A 16,653-nucleotide genomic window follows, 5' to 3' on the forward strand; every position below is an offset into this window, starting at 1 on the left:
CCCCTCGGGCTCAGGCGAAGTGGTGCAGTTGCGCGAGCGGTACCTCTGTCGCGGGCGGCGTCCCCGTCTCGACCCCGTCGACGAGGACGGGCGCGGGTTCGCGCGGCACCACCACCCGCGGCGTCGCCGTGTTGTGCAGCATGTCGGAGCGGGTCAGGCCGCGGCTGTCGCGGATCGGGGCGTAGGTGAGTCCGCCCGGCAGCGCGGCCCGCGCGGCGCGGTCGTTGAGCGCGGCCTCCGCGACGAAGACCTTGGCGAGTCGGCCGGGCGCGGCACCCAGCGATCCGAAGTAGGGCTTGTAGGAACGGGGTTGGGTCAGCCGGGTCGATCCGGAACCGGAGCCCGTGTTGCCCCAGGCCACGAACCCGGACTTGATGACCAGCTCCGGCTTGCTGCCGAACCACTTGGGGTCCCACAGCACCAGGTCCGCCATCCGTCCGGCCTGCACGGTGCCGACCTCGTGGGAGAGGCCGTGCGCGAGCGCCGGGTTGAGGGTGATCTTCGCGAGGTAGCGCAACACCCTTGTGTTGTCCGGGTGCTCCACTCCCCCGCCCCCGTTCGCGAGCGCCTGGACGTGGGCGAGCTGCCATGTCCTGCGCACGGTCTCGGCGATCCGGCCCATGCCCATGGAGTCGGAGTTGACGATGGAGATGGCGCCGAGGTCGTGCAGGGCGTTCTCGGCGGCGATGGCGTGCTCGCGGATCCGGCCCTTGGAGATGGCGACATCGCTCGAGGAGGCGTGGTTCTGCCGGTGCACGGTCATCGTCATCGGGAACAGCTCGCCGACCGTGTTCGGGGTGTACGGCACGGTGGGCGTCGTCGACGAGGGCAGGATGTTCGGCTCGGAGAGGATCTCCAGGAGGTCGGGGTGACCGCCGCCGCCCTCCACGTGGTACGCGTGCACGGTGCGGCCGCGCGTGGCGCCGAGGGTGTCCCGCAGATACCCCGACTCGTTCATGGAGTCGGTGTGCAGCGCGACCGGCAGGTCGGCCTGTTCGGCGGTGTCGAGGCAGGTGTCGATGATGCGCGGGGTCGCCCCGAAGTCCTCGTGGATCTTGAAGCCACCCGCCCCCGCGAGGGTGATCTCGTCGAGAAGAGCACGTGAACTGGACGAACCGCGGGCCAGGAAGGCGATGTTCAGCGGGGTGCCCTGCCAGGAACTCATCAGGGTGTGCAGGTTGTGCGTCGGGTTGCAGCCGATCTCCCACACACCACCGAGGCCCATGCCGACGAGCGTGGTGACTCCGGCGGACAGCGCGGCCGGGGCGACCTCGGGCGAGGACAGGTGGACGTGGCTGTCGACGACGCCGGGCGTCGCGATGAGCCCCTCCCCCGGCACCACCGAGGTGTGCGAGTCGATGGCGTACTCGACGTCCATCACGTCCGGGTTGCCGACGCTTCCGACGGAGACGATCCGGCCGTCCTTGATGCCGATGTCGGTCTTGCGCACACCGAGCACCGGGTCCATGAGGACGACACCGGCGACCACCATGTCGAGGGCGGAGTCGCGGTCGGAGCGCGGCGAGGCGAGCAGGCCGTCGCGGACCGTCTTGCCGCAGCCGCCGAGGAGTTCGTCGCCCGGGGTGCCGTCGTCGGCCTCGACCTCCACCCACAGGCAGGTGTCGCCGAGCCGGATCCGGTCGCCGGTCGTGGGCCCGTACAGGGCGTGGTACGTGCGGCGGTCGACGCTGGTCATGCGCGCTCCTGGGTCGTACGGGCCTTGTGGCTTGCGGGGATGACGGCGACTTCGCGCTTCTCGCCGGGTTCGAAGGCGAGGGCGGTGCCGGCGGCGATGTCGAGCCGCAGCCCGCGGGCCCTCTCGCGGTCGAGTTCGAGCGCCTGGTTGGCCTCGTGCAGCGGGTAGTGCGAGGAGATGTAGACGACGCGGTCGCCGGTGTTGCGGATGGTGAGGGCGGTGCGCGGGCGGCCCACGTTGATCTCGACGGGCGGTGCGTCGGCGGTGCGCACGGCGCCCGGGCCCTCGGCACTGGCGGGGCCGATCGGCCGGTCGACGGCGACGAGTGACGTGCCGCTCGGGAACAGTGCCTCCACCTGCACGGTCGTCACGATGTCGGCGACGCCGTCCAGCACGTCGTCGACGGTGAGCACCCGCTCCGCCGCCTCGATCACCTCGTCGAGGCTCAGCCCGTCCCAGGCGGCCTCCAGGATCTCGTCGCAGATCAGGGCGATCGCCTCGGGGGCGTTCAGTCGGCGGCCGCGCGCGCGGCGACGGCGCGCGAGTTCGGCGACGGTGAACAGCTGGAGCCGTTCCTGTTCACGAGGGGTCAAGTGCACGGTCGGATGGCCCTCCTGGTCGGCGGGCCCCGGACGCTCCGCCCAGGGATCGCACCAGGATCCTGGGTCACGGCCACCGAACCAACGTTGAAACATCGCCCCCGTGCCACCGAGAATTGGTCACATGCACAATTCCGAAGGCCGGGGCCGTCCCGGGCTGCCCCCGACGTCTCCGCGCATCGCCGAACTCGCCGGTCAGTGCCTGGACAATGTGGAGGACCTGATCGGTGACTGGCTGGAGATGGTCGGCCCGGTGCGCACCTCGTACGAGACCCAGGTGCCGGACATCCAGTTCCGGGATTCGGCCTGGCAGGCCTTCGAATTGCTGCTGCGCACGGTGGCCCGGCTCCCGGTGCCGCCGCACATCGCGGACGTCTCGCGGCGGGTGGGCGAGGACCGGGCCCGGCAGGGCGTCCCGCTCGACGCGCTCCTGGAGGCGGCCCGCCTCGACTTCCGGGTGGTGTGGCAGGCGCTCGTGAACCGGGCGCGCCCCGAGGACATGGCCGATCTGGCGGGCTCGGCGTACCACGTGTGGGAGGCGGTCGAGCGGCATGTCACCGGGATCATGACGGCGTACCAGCGCACGGTCCTGGAGATGGGGCGCCGCGAGGAGGACGAGCGGCGCATGTGGTTCGCCCGGCTCCTGGAGACCGAGGGCCGCAATCCGACCGTCGTACGGGACGCGGGCCGCGCCCTGGGGCTCGCTGACGACGGCCGGTTCCTGTGCGCGGCGTCGTCCGCGGCGGCCGGGCCAGGGCTGCACCGGGCGGGCCTCGCGCTGCGCGGGGCGGGCGCCGCGGTGCAGCAGCAGATGGTCGGCGGGGACGCGGTCCTGGTGGTGCAGCTCAGTGGCCGGATCACCCGCCCGTACATCCTCGACCAGTTGCACGACTCGCCGTGCGGGGTGGCACCGCAGGCGGCCGGGCTCGCCGCGGTGCCGCGGGCCACGGTGCTCGCGGTGGCGACGGCGCAGGTGCTGCCCGCGGACACGCGCTCCCCGCGGCTCCTGGAGGACAGCTGGCTCGATGTGCTGGCCCACCGGGCGGGTGACTTCGGCCGCGATCTGGCGGCCGATGTGCTGGGCGCGCTGCACGGGCCCGGTGTCACGCGCGGCGAGGCGGACCGGCTGCTGCACACGGTGCGGGTCCACTTGGCGGGCTCGGGCTCCATCGCCGACACGGCCGACGAGCTGTACTGCCACCGCAACACGGTGCAGCACCGGTTCAACCGGTTCCACGAACTCACTGGCCGTGATCTGCGCAGGCCGGCGGATGCAGCGCTGTTGGCGGTGGCGTTGCGGGTGAGGTGACCGGGTCGCCGCAGGGGCTTGATCGGCTAGCGTTCCCCTGTGCCTGAGGACAAGACAGGAAAAGTGAGCCGACTCAGCCGTCGCGGCAAGTTGATCGTGCTGGTTGTCGTGGCCTTCGCCGTCGCCGCGGCGATCGTCGTGCCGCTGGTGGTGGTGTTCGGCGGGAAGGAGCCAGGGCGGGCCGAGAAGGTGGTGATCCCGGAGGGGTACCGCGCGAGCCAGGTGTACGAGGACGTGGACAAGGCCCTTGACGTCGACGAAGGAACCACCAAGAAGGCCGCCTCCAAGGCACACCTCACCCTGCCGGGCGACGCGGACGGCAACCCCGAGGGCTACCTGTTCCCGGCCACGTATCCCGTCGACAAGAACACCACCCCGACGTCGCTGCTCTCGTACATGACCAACACCGCCGACCAGCGGCTCAAGGCCGACCACATCACCAAGGGGGCCGACACCAACGGCGTCTCCGTCTACGAGACCGTGGTCATCGCCAGCATCGTGCAGGCGGAGGCCGACACCCACGAGGACATGGGGAAGGTCGCCCGGGTCATCTACAACCGGCTCGACCAGGGCATGAAGCTCCAGATGGACTCCACCATCAACTACGCCCTGGACCGCTCGACCCTCGACACCAGCCACGCGGATACGAAGACCGACAGCCCGTACAACACGTACGAGCACAAGGGCCTGCCGCCCACGCCCATCGGGAATCCGGGCGAGGACGCCATCGACGCGGCCATCGCCCCGCCCGAGGGCGACTGGCTGTACTTCGTGACGGTCGGCCCCGGGGACACCCGGTTCACCGACAGCTACGAGGAGCAGAAGAAGAACGTCGAGGAGTTCAACTCGCGTCAGGCGAGCGCGAAGGAGTAACGCGCGAGGTGGGGCGCGAACGCGGGGTGCTCGGAGAGGCGGCGCAGGTACGCGGCGAGCCGGGGGCGGCCGATGATCGGGGTGGTGGCGTCCAATTGCACCAGGGTGGCCCACAACCGGACGTCCGCGAGGGTGAGTTCGCCGCCGAGGATGTGCTCGCGGCCGCAGAGCCGCCGCTCCAGGACGTCGAGCGCCCGCACCAACGTGGCGTGCGCGGAGACGCTGATGCCGCGCTCGCACAGCCGGCCCACCGCCTCGACCGAGTCCTCCGCTCCGCGCGGGAGAAGGTCGGGGCCGTGGCCGCCGAAGTGCCGGGCCAGGTCGTGCAGGATGTCACCGGTGTGCGTGCTGACGATGCGGCCGGTCCAGTCGTCGCTGAGCACCGGTGCCACCGCAGGGCCCGGGTGCTGGTGCGACGTCGCCTCGTACAGCGGGACCAGCGCCAGGTGCCCGCCGCCGGGTGCGTCCGGGACCGCGGGCAGCAGGGTCACCGGGAGGGTGTCGTCGAGGCCGAGCAGGCTGTGGGTGACGGCGATCTGCAGACAGTGCGGGCAGGCGGGCGACAGGTGGAGGCGGAAGCGGTGCGGCGCGGCGTAGTAGCCGCTGCGCGCGTCGCAGCCGATACGGCTCCGGAAGGACGGCACGGCGGTGGGCGCTGTGGCGGACATGCGTCTCCCTGAGGGGTGCTCGATCACGGGCGTACGGGCAGGCGTACGGAAGTGTCAGGCGTGGGCGGCGACTCGGCCGCCGCCGTGGGGAGAACTCGCCGCGCTGCACACCCGCGCGAGGTCGATGTGACGGCGGGACGTGAGCCGGGGCAGTGCCCCGACGGCGGCGCGGACAGCCGGGCTGCCGGTGTCCCGCGCCGCACCGTCCATCATTCCCTACCGTTTCACTAGGATTCCCTTAGGGGAGTGTGTGGCCGTGTCGACTCCGCGTCAAGAGCGCTTCCACTCCTCGGCCAGCAGCTCGTAGGAGCGGACCCGGTCGGCGTGGTCGTGGGTGATGGTCGTGATGAGCAGTTCGTCGGCCCCGGTGGCCTCTTGGAGCTGGGCCAGACGGCGGGCCACGGTGGTCGGCGAGCCGACGAACTGGGTGTCGAGGCGGTCCTGCACGAGCGCCCGGTCGGCGTCGGTCCACGCGTGCTTGCGGGCCTCCTCCGGCGTCGGGAAGTCGATGGCACCCTCGGCGTTGCGGATGCTGCGCACCCACAGGCCGTAGCCGGTGGCGAGTTCGCGGGCGGTGGCGTCGTCCTCGGCGACGACGACGTCCGCGGAGACACTGACGTACGGCTTGTCGAGGGTGTCGGAGGGCCGGAAGAAGGACCGGTACCCCTCCACCGCCTCCAGGACCGTGGCGGGGCTGACGTGGTAGTTCGCGGCGAACGGCAGTCCGCGCGCGCCGGCCACCTCGGCGCTCTCGCCGCCGCTGCTGCCCAGGATCCACACGTCGACGTCGGCCCCTTCCCCCGGTACGACGTGTGCCTCGACGCCGTCCGGCGATATGTAGGCGCCGGCGAACAGGGCGAGGATGTCGTCGATCTGTTCGGCGTAGTCCTGCGCCTGCGCGCCCGGCTGCTGGAGCAGCTTGCGCTGCAGCGCGACGCGGGGTGAGCCGAGGAGGTGCTCGAAGGAGAAGCGGGGCGGGATGACGAGGCCGTTGGGGGCGGCGCCGTCGACGACGGGGGTCGCGGTCGGCTTCGGAGCCGTCGGCTGCGCGGGCGGGCGGCCGCCGGATCGGCCGAGGCCGAGGTCGATGCGGCCAGGGTGCAGGGCGTCGAGAAGCCCGAACTCCTCCACCGTGGACAGCGCGGTGCGGTGGCCGAGCTGTACGGCGCCGGAGCCGAGCCGGATGGTGTCGGTGGCGGACGCCGTCAGGGCGAGAACGACGGCGGGCGAGGTGCCGGCGACGCCGGGATTGAGATGGTGCTCGGCGAACCAGTAGCGGGCGTAGCCGAACCGCTCGGCCTGCTGGGCGAGGTCGATGGAGTTGCGCAGGGCGTCGCCCGCGGTCGAGCCGGACGGGACCGGGACCAGGTCGAGGACGGCGAGGGGGATGTCAGACACGGGAGAGCTCCTCGGTGGTCGCGGGGGCGTCGTCGGGGTGGGCGAGGCCGAGGTGCTCGCGCAGGGTCGTGCCCTCGTACTCCGTGCGGAACACGCCCTGTTCCTGGAGGAGCGGGACCACCTTGTCGGCGAATTCGTCGAGGCCGCCCGGGGTGATGTGCGGGACGAGGATGAAGCCGTCGGCGGCGTCGGCCTGCACGTACTCGTTGATGGTGTTGGCGATGGTGGCCGGGGAGCCGACGAAGTTCTGCCGGTTGCCGGTGTGGATGACGAGGTCGCGGATGGACCACTTGTTGGCGGCGGCGAGCTCGCGCCACTCGCGGGCGGTGGCGAGGGGGTCCCGGTACATGCGGACCTGGGCGCGGCCCTCGGCGATGTGGGTGTCGCCGACGTCCGGGTCGATGTCGGGCAGCGGTCCCTCCGGGTCGTACGAGGAGAGGTCCCGGTTCCAGACGAACTCCAGGTGCTTGAGGGCGGTGGCCCCGCTGACCTGGTGGCGGCGCACCTCGCGGGCGAGTTCCTCGGCCTCCGCGTCGGTGTCGGCGAGCGCGAAGGTGGCGGCGGGCAGGATGAGCAACTGGTCTTCCCCGCGGCCGTACTTGGCGAGGCGGGACTTCACGTCCGCGTAGAAGTCGCGGCCCGCGTCGAGGGTGCCGTGTCGGCTGAAGATGGCGTCGGACTCGGCGGCGGCGAACTCGCGGCCCTCGTCGGAGTCGCCTGCCTGGAAGACGACCGGGCGGCCCTGCGGGGAGCGCGGGACGTTGAACCGGCCGTGGATGTCGAAGTGCGCTCCGGTGTGTGCGAAGGAGCCGGCCTTGGCGTCGCGCAGGAAGGCGCCGGTCTCCTGGTCGGCGAGGATCTCGTCGTCGTGCCAGGAGTCGAAGAGTTCGTTCGCGGTGGCGAGGAACTCCCGGGCGCGCGAGTAGCGTTCGCGCTGCGGGAGGAAGCCGCCGCGGCGGAAGTTCTCGCCGGTGAAGGCGTCCCAGGAGGTGACGACGTTCCAGGCGGAGCGGCCGCCGGAGAGGTGGTCGAGGCTCGCGAACTGGCGGGCCACCTCGTAGGGCTCGTTGAAGGTGGAGTTGATGGTGCCGGTGAGCCCGATGCGCTCGGTGACGGCGGCGAGCGCGGCGAGGACGGTGAAGGTGTCGGGGCGGCCGACGACGTCCAAGTCGTAGATCTCGCCGCCCTGTTCGCGCAGGCGAAGACCCTCGGCGAGGAACAGGAAGTCGAACTTGGCGCGTTCGGCGGTCCGCGCGAAGTGGGCGAAGGAGCTGAACTCGATGTGACTGCCGGCCCGCGGGTCGCTCCACACGGTGGTGTTGTTGACGCCGGGGAAGTGGGCGGCCAGATGGATCTGCTTCAGTGGCTTGGTCATGGGAGTTCCCTCCGGCTCACGCGGCGGCGTAGCGGTTGGCGGGGCGGTCGAGGCCGAGGAGTCCGCGCAGGGTGTCGGCCTCGTACGCGCGGCGGAAGAGGCCGCGGCGCTGGAGCTCGGGGACGAGGCCCCGGGTGATGGCCGGGAGGTCGTGTCCCACGACGGCGGGCCGCAGCCGGAACCCGGTGAGCCCTGCCGCCTGCAACTCCTGGAGCCGGTCGGCGAGTTGAGCGGGGGTGCCCGCGAAGACCGGGGCGTCGCTCTCGTACGGCGCTCCGTCGAGCGCGTCCAGCCGTTCCCGGCGGGCCGTCGCGGCGGCGGGGTCCTCGTCGAGGAACACCACGAGGTCGCCGAAGACGTGCAGGGGCTCGTCGGCGCGTCCGGCCGTGTCCTGCTCGGCGCGGATCCGGCCCACGATGCCGCGGGCCTGCTCGGCGTCGTGCGGGGTGATGTACCCGACGTCGGCGGCGCGGGCCACCAGGCGGTACGGGACGGTGTCATGGGCGAGGGCGGTGACGAGCGGCTGCCCCTGCGGCGGGCGGGGGGTGATCGAAGGACCGCGGACGCTGAAGCGGCTGCCCTGGAAGTCGATGTAGTGCAGCTTGTCCCGGTCGATGAAGCGGCCCGTCGCGGCGTCGCGGATCTCGGCGCCGTCCTCCCAGCTGTCCCACAGCCGCCGCACGACCTCCACGTAGTCGGCGGCCTCGTCGAAGAGGTCGGTCACCAACTCCCGCGCGACCGGGCTGTCGTAGGCGTCGATGGGGTCGATGGTGCGGCGGCCGAAGTGGGCGGCCTCGTTCGGGCGGGCGGTGACCTGGACGCGGAGCCCGGCGCGGCCCTCGCTGACGTAGTCGAGGGTGGCGATGGCCTTGGAGAGGTGGAACGGCTCGGTGTGCGTGACCACGGCCGTGGGGACCAGGCCGATGTGCCGGGTCAGCGGGGCGATCCGCGAGGCGATCAGTACGGCGTCGAGGCGGCCGCGGACCTGGTCGGTGCGCTCGTCCGGTTCGAGGAAGTGGCTCGACTGCGGGCCGAGCCCGTCCTCGATGGTGACGAAGTCGAGCAGGCCGCGCTCGGCCTCGGCGACGAGTTCGGCCCAGTACGCGGCGGTGAACAGCTCGCGCGGCCGGGACACGGGCTCGCGCCAGGAGGCGGGGTGCCACCCGGTGCCGTCGAGGGCGACGGCGAGGTGCAGGGAGTCAGAGGGCGATGGAGACACGAAGGTGCCTTTCGTGAACAGCCGACAGGGATGCTGACGGGCGTGGCTACTTGCCGGTCTTGGGGAGCCCGGGCGGGTTGATCCTCGATTTGGTGACCGCCTCGTCGGACAGGCCCCAGCGCTTGAGGACCTTCGCGTAGCTGCCGTTGTCGATGACGTGGTCGAGCGCGTCGGCAAGCGGCTTCACGAGCCCGCTGTCCTTCTTGGTGGTGGCCGCGATGAGGCCCTGGAGCTTCGCGCCCGCGCCCGAGTACGTGCCGACGACCTCGGTCTTCCCGGTGCTGGCCGCGTGGTAGGCGGCGGTCGGGTTGGGGCCCAGGTAGATGTCGATGCGGCCGGACTGCAGGGCGAGGTAGGTGTCGCTGTCGTTCTGGTAGTACTTGATGTCGACCGGCTTGCGGCCCGCCTTCACGTTCGCCTTGCTCCACTCGATGAGCAGCTTCTCCTGGTTGGTGCCGCTGCCCACGGCGACCGTCTTCCCCGCCACGTCCTCCGGCCCGGTGACCTTCAGGCCGCTGCCCTTCTTGGCCTCGAAGCCGAGGTTGTCCTTGCGGTAGGTGGCGAAGTCGTACTTCTCCTTGCGGTCCTCGGTGACCGTGATGTTGCTCAGGCCCACGTCGTACTTGCCGCTGTCGAGGCCGACGAAGATGTTCTCCCAGGAGGCGGTGGTGCGGCGCACCTTGAGTCCCAGGACGTCGGCGACGAGGTGGGCGAGGTCGGGCTCGACGCCGATGACGGTCTTGTTGTCGGTGGCGTGGAAGCCGAGCGGCGCGGCGGAGCTGGAGGAGCCGATGACCTCGAGGGTTCCTCGTCTGCGGATCCGCTCGGGCACCTCGTCGGCTATGGAGTCGACCTTGCCGGTGGTGACACGGTGCTGCTCGGGGCTGAGGTTGATCTTCGCCTTGGCGCCCGAGCCGTCCGCGACCTCGGTGGTGCCGCCGTCGGAGGGGTTGCTGCAGGCGGCGAGGAGGAGGGCGGTGGCGAGCGAGAGGGCGGCCGCGGCGGTCGTCCGGCGACGGGCGAGGGTGGTGGTCACGGTGGTGGTTCTCCTTGCGTACGAAGCGGGGTGGGGGCGGCCGGTCACAGGACCTTGGAGAGGAAGGCGCGGGTGCGTTCGTGGCGCGGGGCGTCGAGGACGGCCGCGGGTGTCCCCTGCTCCACGACGACGCCGCCGTCCATGAACACGACGGTGTCGGCGACCTCGCGGGCGAAGCCGATCTCGTGGGTGACGACGATCATGGTGGTGCCGGTGCTCGCCAGGTCCTTGATGACATCGAGGACTTCGCCCACCAGTTCCGGGTCGAGCGCGGAGGTGGGCTCGTCGAAGAGCAGCACCTTGGGTTCGAGGGCGAGCGCGCGGGCGATGGCGACGCGCTGCTGCTGGCCGCCGGAGAGCTGGCGCGGGTAGGCGTCGGCCCGGTCGCCGAGTCCGACGCGGTCGAGCAGTTTCCGGGCGGTGTCCTCGGCCTCCTTGCGCGGGCGGCGCAAAGCGGAGACGGGGGCCTCGATCAGGTTGTCCAGGACGGTCAGGTGCGGGAAGAGGTTGAAGTCCTGGAACACGAACCCGATGTGGGTGCGCTGCTTCAGGACGTCCTTCTCGCGCAGTTCGTGCAGCTTGTTGCCGGCGCGGCGGTAGCCGATGAGTTCGCCGTCGATGCTGATCCAGCCGCTGTTCACCTTCTCCAGGTGGTTGATGGTGCGCAGCAGTGTGGACTTGCCCGAGCCGGACGGGCCGAGGATCACGGTGACCTCTCCGGCGTGCACGCGCAGGTCGACGCCGCGCAGCACCTCCAGCGGGCCGAAACTCTTGTGGACGTCCTGGATGTCCACCATCGGCTTGTTCATCGTCGGGCTCCCAGGGCTCGGAGTGTCTTGGGGGCGGTGGTGCCCCGGGCGTATCGGCGTTCCACGTAGTGCTGGGCGATGGACAGGAGCGAGGTCAGGACCACGTACCAGGCGGTGGCTACGAGGAGCAGCGGGATGACCCGGCCGTTGCGGCCATAGATGACCTGGGCCTGGTAGAAGAGCTCGCCGATGGACATCACGTAGACCACGGAGGTGCCCTTGAGCAGGCCGATGATCTCGTTGCCCGCCGTAGGCAGGATGGCGCGCATGGCCTGCGGCAGCACGATGCGGCGGACCTGCCGAAGGCGCGGGATGCCGAGGGCCGCGGCGGCCTCCAGCTGGCCCCGGTCGACGGAGATGACTCCCCCGCGGACGATCTCCGCGGCGTACGCGGCCTGGTGCAGGGTGAGGCCGATGACGGCGGCCCCGATGGTGCCGATGAGGCTGTTGCTGTCGACGGACCAGAACACCGGGCCGAAGGGGATGCCGAGGCCCAACTCCTTGTAGAGCGCGCTGAGATTGAACCAGAAGACGAGCTGGACGATCATCGGGATGGACCGGAAGATCCAGATGTACGTCCAGGCCACGGTCTGCAGCACCGGGCTCTGCGAGAGCCGCATGAAGGCCAGCACCGTGCCGAGCAGGAATCCCAACACGGTCGCGTAGACGGTGAGTTGGAGTGTCACCCAGACTGCCTGCACGATCGTCTCGGACAGCACGTAGTCGCGGAAGACGTTCCATTCCCAGACGGGGTTGGTCAGCAGTCCGTGCGCGAACTGGGCGACCAGGACGAGCACGGCGACGGCCGCGACCCAGCGGGCGTAGTGGCGGATCGGGACCACTTTGAGGGAGGCCGGGTTGTCCGGTGCGGTCGGCTCGGCGCCGGGGAGGTGCTTCTCGAAGGGCAGCGGGCCGATGGACTCGGGGTCGGCCTCGGTGTCGAACAGCGGCGTGTACCCGGTGGCGAGGTACAGGCCGCGGGCCTCGGGCTGGCGCGGGCCGGTGGTGAGGTGGATCCGCCGGTAGCCGCGCTCGCCGGCCTCGCGTTCCAGTTCGTCGACGACGCGGCGGGCGAGCCCGCGCCGACGGTGGGCGGAGTGGGTCCAGATCCGCTTCAGCTCGGCGGTGTCGGTGTCGTAGCGGCGGAAGGCGCCGCCCGCGACGGGTTCGCCGTTCTCGAGGACGAGGAGCAGCAGCCCGCCGTGCGCGGGCGTGAACTCCTCGTCGGGGTACCGGGCGATCTCGGCGTGGGCGTCCTTGCCGTAGCGGGTCGAGTACTCGTCGCCGAGCTCGCGCAGCAGGGGTTCGACCCGCGGGTCGGAGACGGGTACGTGCACGACCGTCAAGTCCTCGGACGGCGCCGGTGGTTGGGCGAGGGAGGTCATGCGCCCACCGCCGCGGGCGCCCCGGTCCCGTGGGCCGCGCGCTCGGCGTCGCGCTTGGCGACCTCCTCGCGCACGATCGGGATCACGTACCGGCCGAAGTCGATGGCGTCGTCCAGGAGGTCGTAGCCGCGCGCGGAGAGGATGTCGACGCCGAGGTCGTAATAGTCGAGCAGGGCCTGGGCGACGGTCTCCGGGGTGCCGACGAGGGCGTTGGAGTTGCCCGCGCCGCCGGTCGCTGCGGCCGTCGGGGTCCACAGGGCGCGGTCGTAGCGCTCGCCCGCCTCGGCGATGGCGATGAGCCGCTGCGAGCCGGTGTTTTGAGGCTCGGACTGTCCGTGGTGGCGCCTGCCGATGCGCTCGCCCCGCTCCTTGCGGGCCTTGATGGCGCCGACCGTGCGGTGGGCCTTCTCCCAGGCCAGTTCCTCGGTCGGTGCGATGATCGGGCGGAAGGCGACCTGGATGCGCGGGACGTCGGTGCGGCCCGCGGCCCGCGCGGCGGCCTTCACGGTCTCGATCTGCTCGGCGGTCTTCGCCAGCGGCTCGCCCCACAGGCAGTAGATGTCGGCCTCCGCTCCCCCGGCGGCGTACGCGGCGGCGGAAGAGCCTCCGAACGAGACACCCGGGCGGGGCTGTTGGACGGGGAAGACATCGCTGACGAAGTCGTGGAAGCGGTAGTGCTCGCCCTCGTGGTCGAAGGGCTCGTGGGTGGTCCAGATCTTCTTGACGAGCTGGATGTACTCGCGGGTGCGGGTGTAGCGCTCGTCCTTGGTGAGGGTGTCGCCCTCGCGGCCCTGCTCGTGGTCGTTGCCGCCGGTGATGAAGTGGACGGTGAGCCGGCCCCCGCTGATCTGGTCGAGGGTGGCGAAGGTCTTGGCGGCGAAGGTGGGGTACGAGACGTTGGGCCGGTGGGCGAGCAGGATCTGCAGGCGGTCGAGGCGGCTCGCGATGTAGGCGGCGGCCGGTGCCGGGTCGGGCGATCCTGAGCCGTACGCGAACAGCACCCGGTCCCAGTCGTGGTCCTCATGGGCGCGGGCGAGCCGGAGTGTGTACTCCTTGTCGAAGGCGGCGCCGGAACGGGCGGTGGTCTCGGAGCCGTCGTTGGTGGCGGCGATGCCGAGGAATTCCACGGGCATGGGGTGGGCCTTTCGGAGGCGGCGAGATCCGCCTGCGGGCAGGCCGGAACAGCCGTGCGCGCAGACGGAATTGACGACGCGTCACGGAGACGGGTCGCTACGGATGCGACGACGCGGGGCGTCGTGGAAGGGGGCGCGGCGGCAGCGCGCGCGAGGCGTCAGAACCCGGCCTGCGAAGGGGGCACCGAGGACGTCGCCGGGAAAGAGATGGGCCGGTCAGAGGGCCCGCTGCCGCTTCAGGCGCAACACGCCGCGGACCACACCCGACCGAAGTCGATGTGGTCGCGCGAGACCAAGTGCTGGGCAGTCATGGACCAATTGAGCCGTCCGAGGGGCCGTTTCGTCAAGCCGCGCTCGTATGTCGGACGGCACTCAAGTGCCTCTCGGGGGCCGCGTGTTGCGGCAGTGTGTCGTGCGTGTGTACGCCGCCCCGCTCAGGGCGGGGCGGCGTCGTTCTACTGCTGGGTCCTGCGCCGTTCGACACCGGCGAGGAGACGGCTCCGCTGCTCCTCGTCCGTCGCCGCGGCCGCGGCGGCCAGGGCGAGTGCCGCCGCCGCGTCGGTGACGGCGCGGTCCGCGCCGGGGGTGGTGCCGTGTGCCGCGAACTCGACGGTGTGCTGGCTCGCGCCCGCGGTGTCGTAGCCGATGGTGGGGTGGATCGAGGGAAGGAGGCGGGAGACGTTGCCCATGTCGGTGGACGCGGTGGTGTCGCCGTGCCGGGACAGCGGGGTGCGGCCGAGGGAGCGGGCGGCGGCCGCGTAGGCCTCGGTCAGGAACGGATCCTGGCGCAGGTCCGCGAAGTCCCGTCCGTGCGGGACGAGTTCGAGTTCGGCGCCGGTGGCGAGGGCGCCCGCCTCGAAGCAGGCGCGGACCCGACGCTGGACCGCCGTGAGCTGCTCGACCGTGGGTGCGCGCACCTCGTAGCGGGCGCAGGCGGTGTCGGGGATGACGTTCGGGGCCCGGCCCCCGTCGGTGACGATGCCGTGCACCAGGGAGCCCGGCGGCAGCTGTTGGCGCAGCACGCCGATCGCGGTCTGGGCGACGGTCAGCGCGTCGAGCGCGTTGACACCCTCCCAGGGCGCGAGTGCCGCGTGGGCCGGACGGCCCCGGTAGGTGATGTCCCAGGCGCCGATCGCGAGGGAGGAGGCGCCGACGGTGTCCTCCTGGCCGGCGTGCGCCATCAGCGCCGCGGCCACGTCGTCGAAGACACCCGCGTCGATGAGCAGCACCTTGCCGCCGATGTCCTCCTCGGCGGGGGTGCCGATGAGCCGTACGGTGACGCCGAGCCGGTCCGCGACGGCCGCGAGGCCGAGCGCGGCGCCGACCGCCGCCGCGCCGTTCACGTTGTGCCCGCAGGCGTGGCCGATGCCGGGCAGCGCGTCGTACTCGGCGCAGAAGGCGAGCACCAGCTCGCCGCTGCCGTACGTCGCGTCGAGCGCGGTGGGCAGCGAGTCGAGGGGGCGGGCGACCGTGAAGCCGGCCGCGTCGAGAAGCTCGGCGATCTTCGTGGCCGAGCGGTGCTCCTGGAGGGCGGTCTCGGGTTCGGCGTGCAGGCTGTGGCTGAGCGCGATGAGCCGCTCGCTCCAGGCGTGGACCGCGCCGGTCACCTCGTCGTGCACGGAAACGGACTGCGAGGTCGTCATGCGAGGCTCTCCTTCGCTTCGGTGGGTTCGGCACGGTCCGCGGCGGCGGGGGCCGTGCCACCGCCGCCGTACAGCAGCGCGAGCGCCCCGCCGATGAGCGCGACCGCGGCGCACGTGCCCCAGGCCCAGACGTAGCCGGACAGCGCGATGTGGCCGCCTCCGCCGCCGATCTGGTGTGCCGAGAACAGTGCGCCGATCACGGCGGCGCCGATCGCCGCGCCCAGCGACAGCGCGAGTTCGTTGATGCCCACGGCCAGCGCGGTCTGCCGCTCGGGCACGATCTCCGCCGACAGGGTTCGCGTGATCGATTCGAAGACACCGGTGGCGAGGCCGACGACCAGCGTCGAGGCGACGTACTGCGGGAGCGTGGCGTGGAAGAGGATCATGCCCAGGAAGCCGAGCCCGACGAGGGCTCCGCCGGTGGCCAGGACGGCGCGGTCGCCGATGCGGCGGGCGAGGCGTGGTGTGGCCGTGGAGCCGAGGAAGCCCAGGACGACCATGGCCAGGGACACCGTCGCGATGGACTGCGGGCCGAGGCCCATGCCGTAGCCGACGGCGTCCGGGTCGGCCCCGAGGAACAGCGCGTTGGCGCCGAGGAAGCCGATGCATCCGAAGGCGGCGCAGAACGTGTGCGCACTGACCGCCGCGAGCCGCCGGTCGCTCAGCATGCGCACACTCACCAGTGGCTGGTCCGCCCGGCACTCCACCGTCACCCAGGCGACGAACACCGCCACCGCGAGGGCGCCCGTGCCCAGGGAGCGGGCCGAGCCCCACCCCCACGTGCCGCCCTGCGCGAGCAGCAGGACCAGCGCCACGAGTCCGACGGTGAGCAGCGCCGCCGCCCCGTAGTGGAACCGGCCGCCGAACTCCCCGTCACTGTCCGGCAGTACGAGGCCGGCGGCCAGGGCGAGCACCGCCACCGGCACCGCCGCCCACAGCCCGGCCTCGGCGTGCCGCTCGCTGAGGGCTCCGGCCACGAGGCCGCCCACACCGATGGCGATCAGCAGGGCGCCGACGAGCAGCGACATCCCGGTGCGGCCGCGTTCGGGGGCGCGGGAGCGCAGGATTCCGGCGAGCAGCGGGAAGAACCCGACCACCGCGCCTTGCAGGACCATGCCCACGGCCAGTGTCACCACGGTCGGCCACAGGGCCATCAGCAGCGAACCGGCCGCGACCATGGCGAGTGCCACGCGCAGCAGCCGGCGGTGGCCGTACAGGTCGCCGAGGCGCGAGAGCAGTGGTGTGAGCACGGCGAACGCGCACTGCGACAGCAGATAGAGATTGTTCTGGGCCACTCCCCCGATGCCGAGCCGCTGCCCCAGCTCAGGGAGCAGCGGGGTGAGATAGCCCTGGACGACGCCACTGAAGACGACGACCACCGCCATCGCACCGAGCATGCCGCGGCCGGTTCCGACCGCCGATCCGCCTGTGCCCATGTCTGCGCCCATCGAGGACGTCCCTTCTGGCAGGAATCGAATGCGGTGGCTACTGTGCGGGCTGCGGTCGTACT

14 protein-coding genes and 1 pseudogene are annotated in these 16,653 nt (G+C 71.6%); 2 read left to right on the forward strand and 13 right to left on the reverse strand.

The annotated features are described in order from the left end of the window. Nucleotides 1–10: 10 nt before the first annotated feature. Together ACZ7L4_RS25860 and ureA are read right to left on the reverse strand one after the other, a co-directional pair. The gene (locus ACZ7L4_RS25860; RefSeq protein ID WP_472106061.1) at nucleotides 11–1,696 is read right to left on the reverse strand and encodes an urease subunit alpha; all 1,686 of its coding nucleotides are present in this window, start codon (nucleotides 1,694–1,696) and stop codon (nucleotides 11–13) included. Beyond that, complete coding sequence (gene ureA, locus ACZ7L4_RS25865) at nucleotides 1,693–2,295, reverse strand: urease subunit gamma (RefSeq protein WP_472106063.1); 603 nt, start codon at nucleotides 2,293–2,295, stop codon at nucleotides 1,693–1,695. Before ureA ends, ACZ7L4_RS25860 begins: the two co-directional genes overlap by 4 nt. Nucleotides 2,296–2,419: 124 nt before the next feature. Between ureA and ACZ7L4_RS25870 the strand changes: the two genes are divergently transcribed. Next, the gene (locus ACZ7L4_RS25870; protein WP_472106065.1) at nucleotides 2,420–3,604 is read left to right on the forward strand and encodes a PucR family transcriptional regulator; all 1,185 of its coding nucleotides are present in this window, start codon (nucleotides 2,420–2,422) and stop codon (nucleotides 3,602–3,604) included. A 63-nt stretch (nucleotides 3,605–3,667) separates the two neighbouring features. Then, nucleotides 3,668–4,477 (forward strand): endolytic transglycosylase MltG, encoded by an 810-nt coding sequence (gene mltG / locus ACZ7L4_RS25875; RefSeq protein ID WP_472106067.1) that lies wholly within the window; start codon nucleotides 3,668–3,670, stop codon nucleotides 4,475–4,477. Here the strand turns inward: mltG and ACZ7L4_RS25880 are convergent. The 11 genes and pseudogenes from ACZ7L4_RS25880 to ACZ7L4_RS25930 form a co-directional block, all read right to left on the reverse strand. Beyond that, the gene (locus ACZ7L4_RS25880; protein WP_472106069.1) at nucleotides 4,456–5,145 is read right to left on the reverse strand and encodes a glutathione S-transferase C-terminal domain-containing protein; all 690 of its coding nucleotides are present in this window, start codon (nucleotides 5,143–5,145) and stop codon (nucleotides 4,456–4,458) included. The two genes, mltG and ACZ7L4_RS25880, sit on opposite strands and share 22 nt — an antisense overlap. Nucleotides 5,146–5,415: 270 nt before the next feature. Next, a complete protein-coding gene (locus tag ACZ7L4_RS25885) occupies nucleotides 5,416–6,543 on the reverse strand; it encodes an MsnO8 family LLM class oxidoreductase (protein ID WP_472106071.1) in 1,128 nt (375 codons plus the stop codon). Further along, nucleotides 6,536–7,918 (reverse strand): NtaA/DmoA family FMN-dependent monooxygenase, encoded by a 1,383-nt coding sequence (locus ACZ7L4_RS25890; protein ID WP_472106073.1) that lies wholly within the window; start codon nucleotides 7,916–7,918, stop codon nucleotides 6,536–6,538. The genes ACZ7L4_RS25885 and ACZ7L4_RS25890 overlap by 8 nt, the downstream gene beginning before the upstream one ends. 16 nt (nucleotides 7,919–7,934) lie before the next feature. Beyond that, nucleotides 7,935–9,137 carry an LLM class flavin-dependent oxidoreductase gene (locus tag ACZ7L4_RS25895; protein WP_472106075.1) on the reverse strand — a complete coding sequence of 401 codons (1,203 nt, stop codon included), beginning with the start codon at nucleotides 9,135–9,137 and terminating at the stop codon, nucleotides 7,935–7,937. 46 nt (nucleotides 9,138–9,183) lie between these two features. Then, the gene (locus ACZ7L4_RS25900) at nucleotides 9,184–10,173 is read right to left on the reverse strand and encodes an ABC transporter substrate-binding protein (protein ID WP_472106077.1); all 990 of its coding nucleotides are present in this window, start codon (nucleotides 10,171–10,173) and stop codon (nucleotides 9,184–9,186) included. 44 nt (nucleotides 10,174–10,217) lie between these two features. Beyond that, a complete protein-coding gene (locus ACZ7L4_RS25905) occupies nucleotides 10,218–10,982 on the reverse strand; it encodes an amino acid ABC transporter ATP-binding protein (RefSeq protein ID WP_472106079.1) in 765 nt (254 codons plus the stop codon). Continuing rightward, nucleotides 10,979–11,890: an amino acid ABC transporter permease gene (locus tag ACZ7L4_RS25910; protein ID WP_472107346.1), complete on the reverse strand. Its 912-nt coding sequence runs from the start codon at nucleotides 11,888–11,890 to the stop codon at nucleotides 10,979–10,981. Before ACZ7L4_RS25910 ends, ACZ7L4_RS25905 begins: the two co-directional genes overlap by 4 nt. A gap of 87 nt (nucleotides 11,891–11,977) precedes the next feature. Continuing rightward, nucleotides 11,978–12,367, reverse strand: a pseudogene (locus ACZ7L4_RS25915) (GNAT family N-acetyltransferase); the annotation flags it as partial. Beyond that, a complete protein-coding gene (locus tag ACZ7L4_RS25920; RefSeq protein WP_472106081.1) occupies nucleotides 12,364–13,500 on the reverse strand; it encodes an LLM class flavin-dependent oxidoreductase in 1,137 nt (378 codons plus the stop codon). The gene ACZ7L4_RS25920 and the pseudogene ACZ7L4_RS25915, both read right to left, overlap by 4 nt. A 455-nt stretch (nucleotides 13,501–13,955) precedes the next feature. After that, entirely contained in the window at nucleotides 13,956–15,143 is a 1,188-nt protein-coding gene (locus tag ACZ7L4_RS25925; protein WP_472106083.1) for a M20 family metallopeptidase, read from the reverse strand. Beyond that, the gene (locus ACZ7L4_RS25930; RefSeq protein ID WP_472106085.1) at nucleotides 15,140–16,591 is read right to left on the reverse strand and encodes an MFS transporter; all 1,452 of its coding nucleotides are present in this window, start codon (nucleotides 16,589–16,591) and stop codon (nucleotides 15,140–15,142) included. The genes ACZ7L4_RS25925 and ACZ7L4_RS25930 overlap by 4 nt, the downstream gene beginning before the upstream one ends. Nucleotides 16,592–16,653: the final 62 nt, after the last annotated feature.

The sequence above is a fragment of the Streptomyces sp. NPDC107575 genome (assembly GCF_055657265.1).

Bases quoted from the DNA above. Each gene is read 5' to 3' on its own strand.
- ACZ7L4_RS25930 (WP_472106085.1), bottom strand. From the start codon at position 16,591: ATGGGCGCAGACATGGGCACAGGCGGATCGGCGGTCGGAACCGGCCGC.
- ACZ7L4_RS25880 (WP_472106069.1), bottom strand. From the start codon at position 5,145: ATGTCCGCCACAGCGCCCACCGCCGTGCCGTCCTTCCGGAGCCGTATC.
- ACZ7L4_RS25905 (WP_472106079.1), bottom strand. From the start codon at position 10,982: ATGAACAAGCCGATGGTGGACATCCAGGACGTCCACAAGAGTTTCGGC.
- ACZ7L4_RS25860 (WP_472106061.1), bottom strand. From the start codon at position 1,696: ATGACCAGCGTCGACCGCCGCACGTACCACGCCCTGTACGGGCCCACG.
- ACZ7L4_RS25920 (WP_472106081.1), bottom strand. From the start codon at position 13,500: ATGCCCGTGGAATTCCTCGGCATCGCCGCCACCAACGACGGCTCCGAG.
- ACZ7L4_RS25925 (WP_472106083.1), bottom strand. From the start codon at position 15,143: ATGACGACCTCGCAGTCCGTTTCCGTGCACGACGAGGTGACCGGCGCG.
- ACZ7L4_RS25890 (WP_472106073.1), bottom strand. From the start codon at position 7,918: ATGACCAAGCCACTGAAGCAGATCCATCTGGCCGCCCACTTCCCCGGC.
- ACZ7L4_RS25870 (WP_472106065.1), top strand. From the start codon at position 2,420: ATGCACAATTCCGAAGGCCGGGGCCGTCCCGGGCTGCCCCCGACGTCT.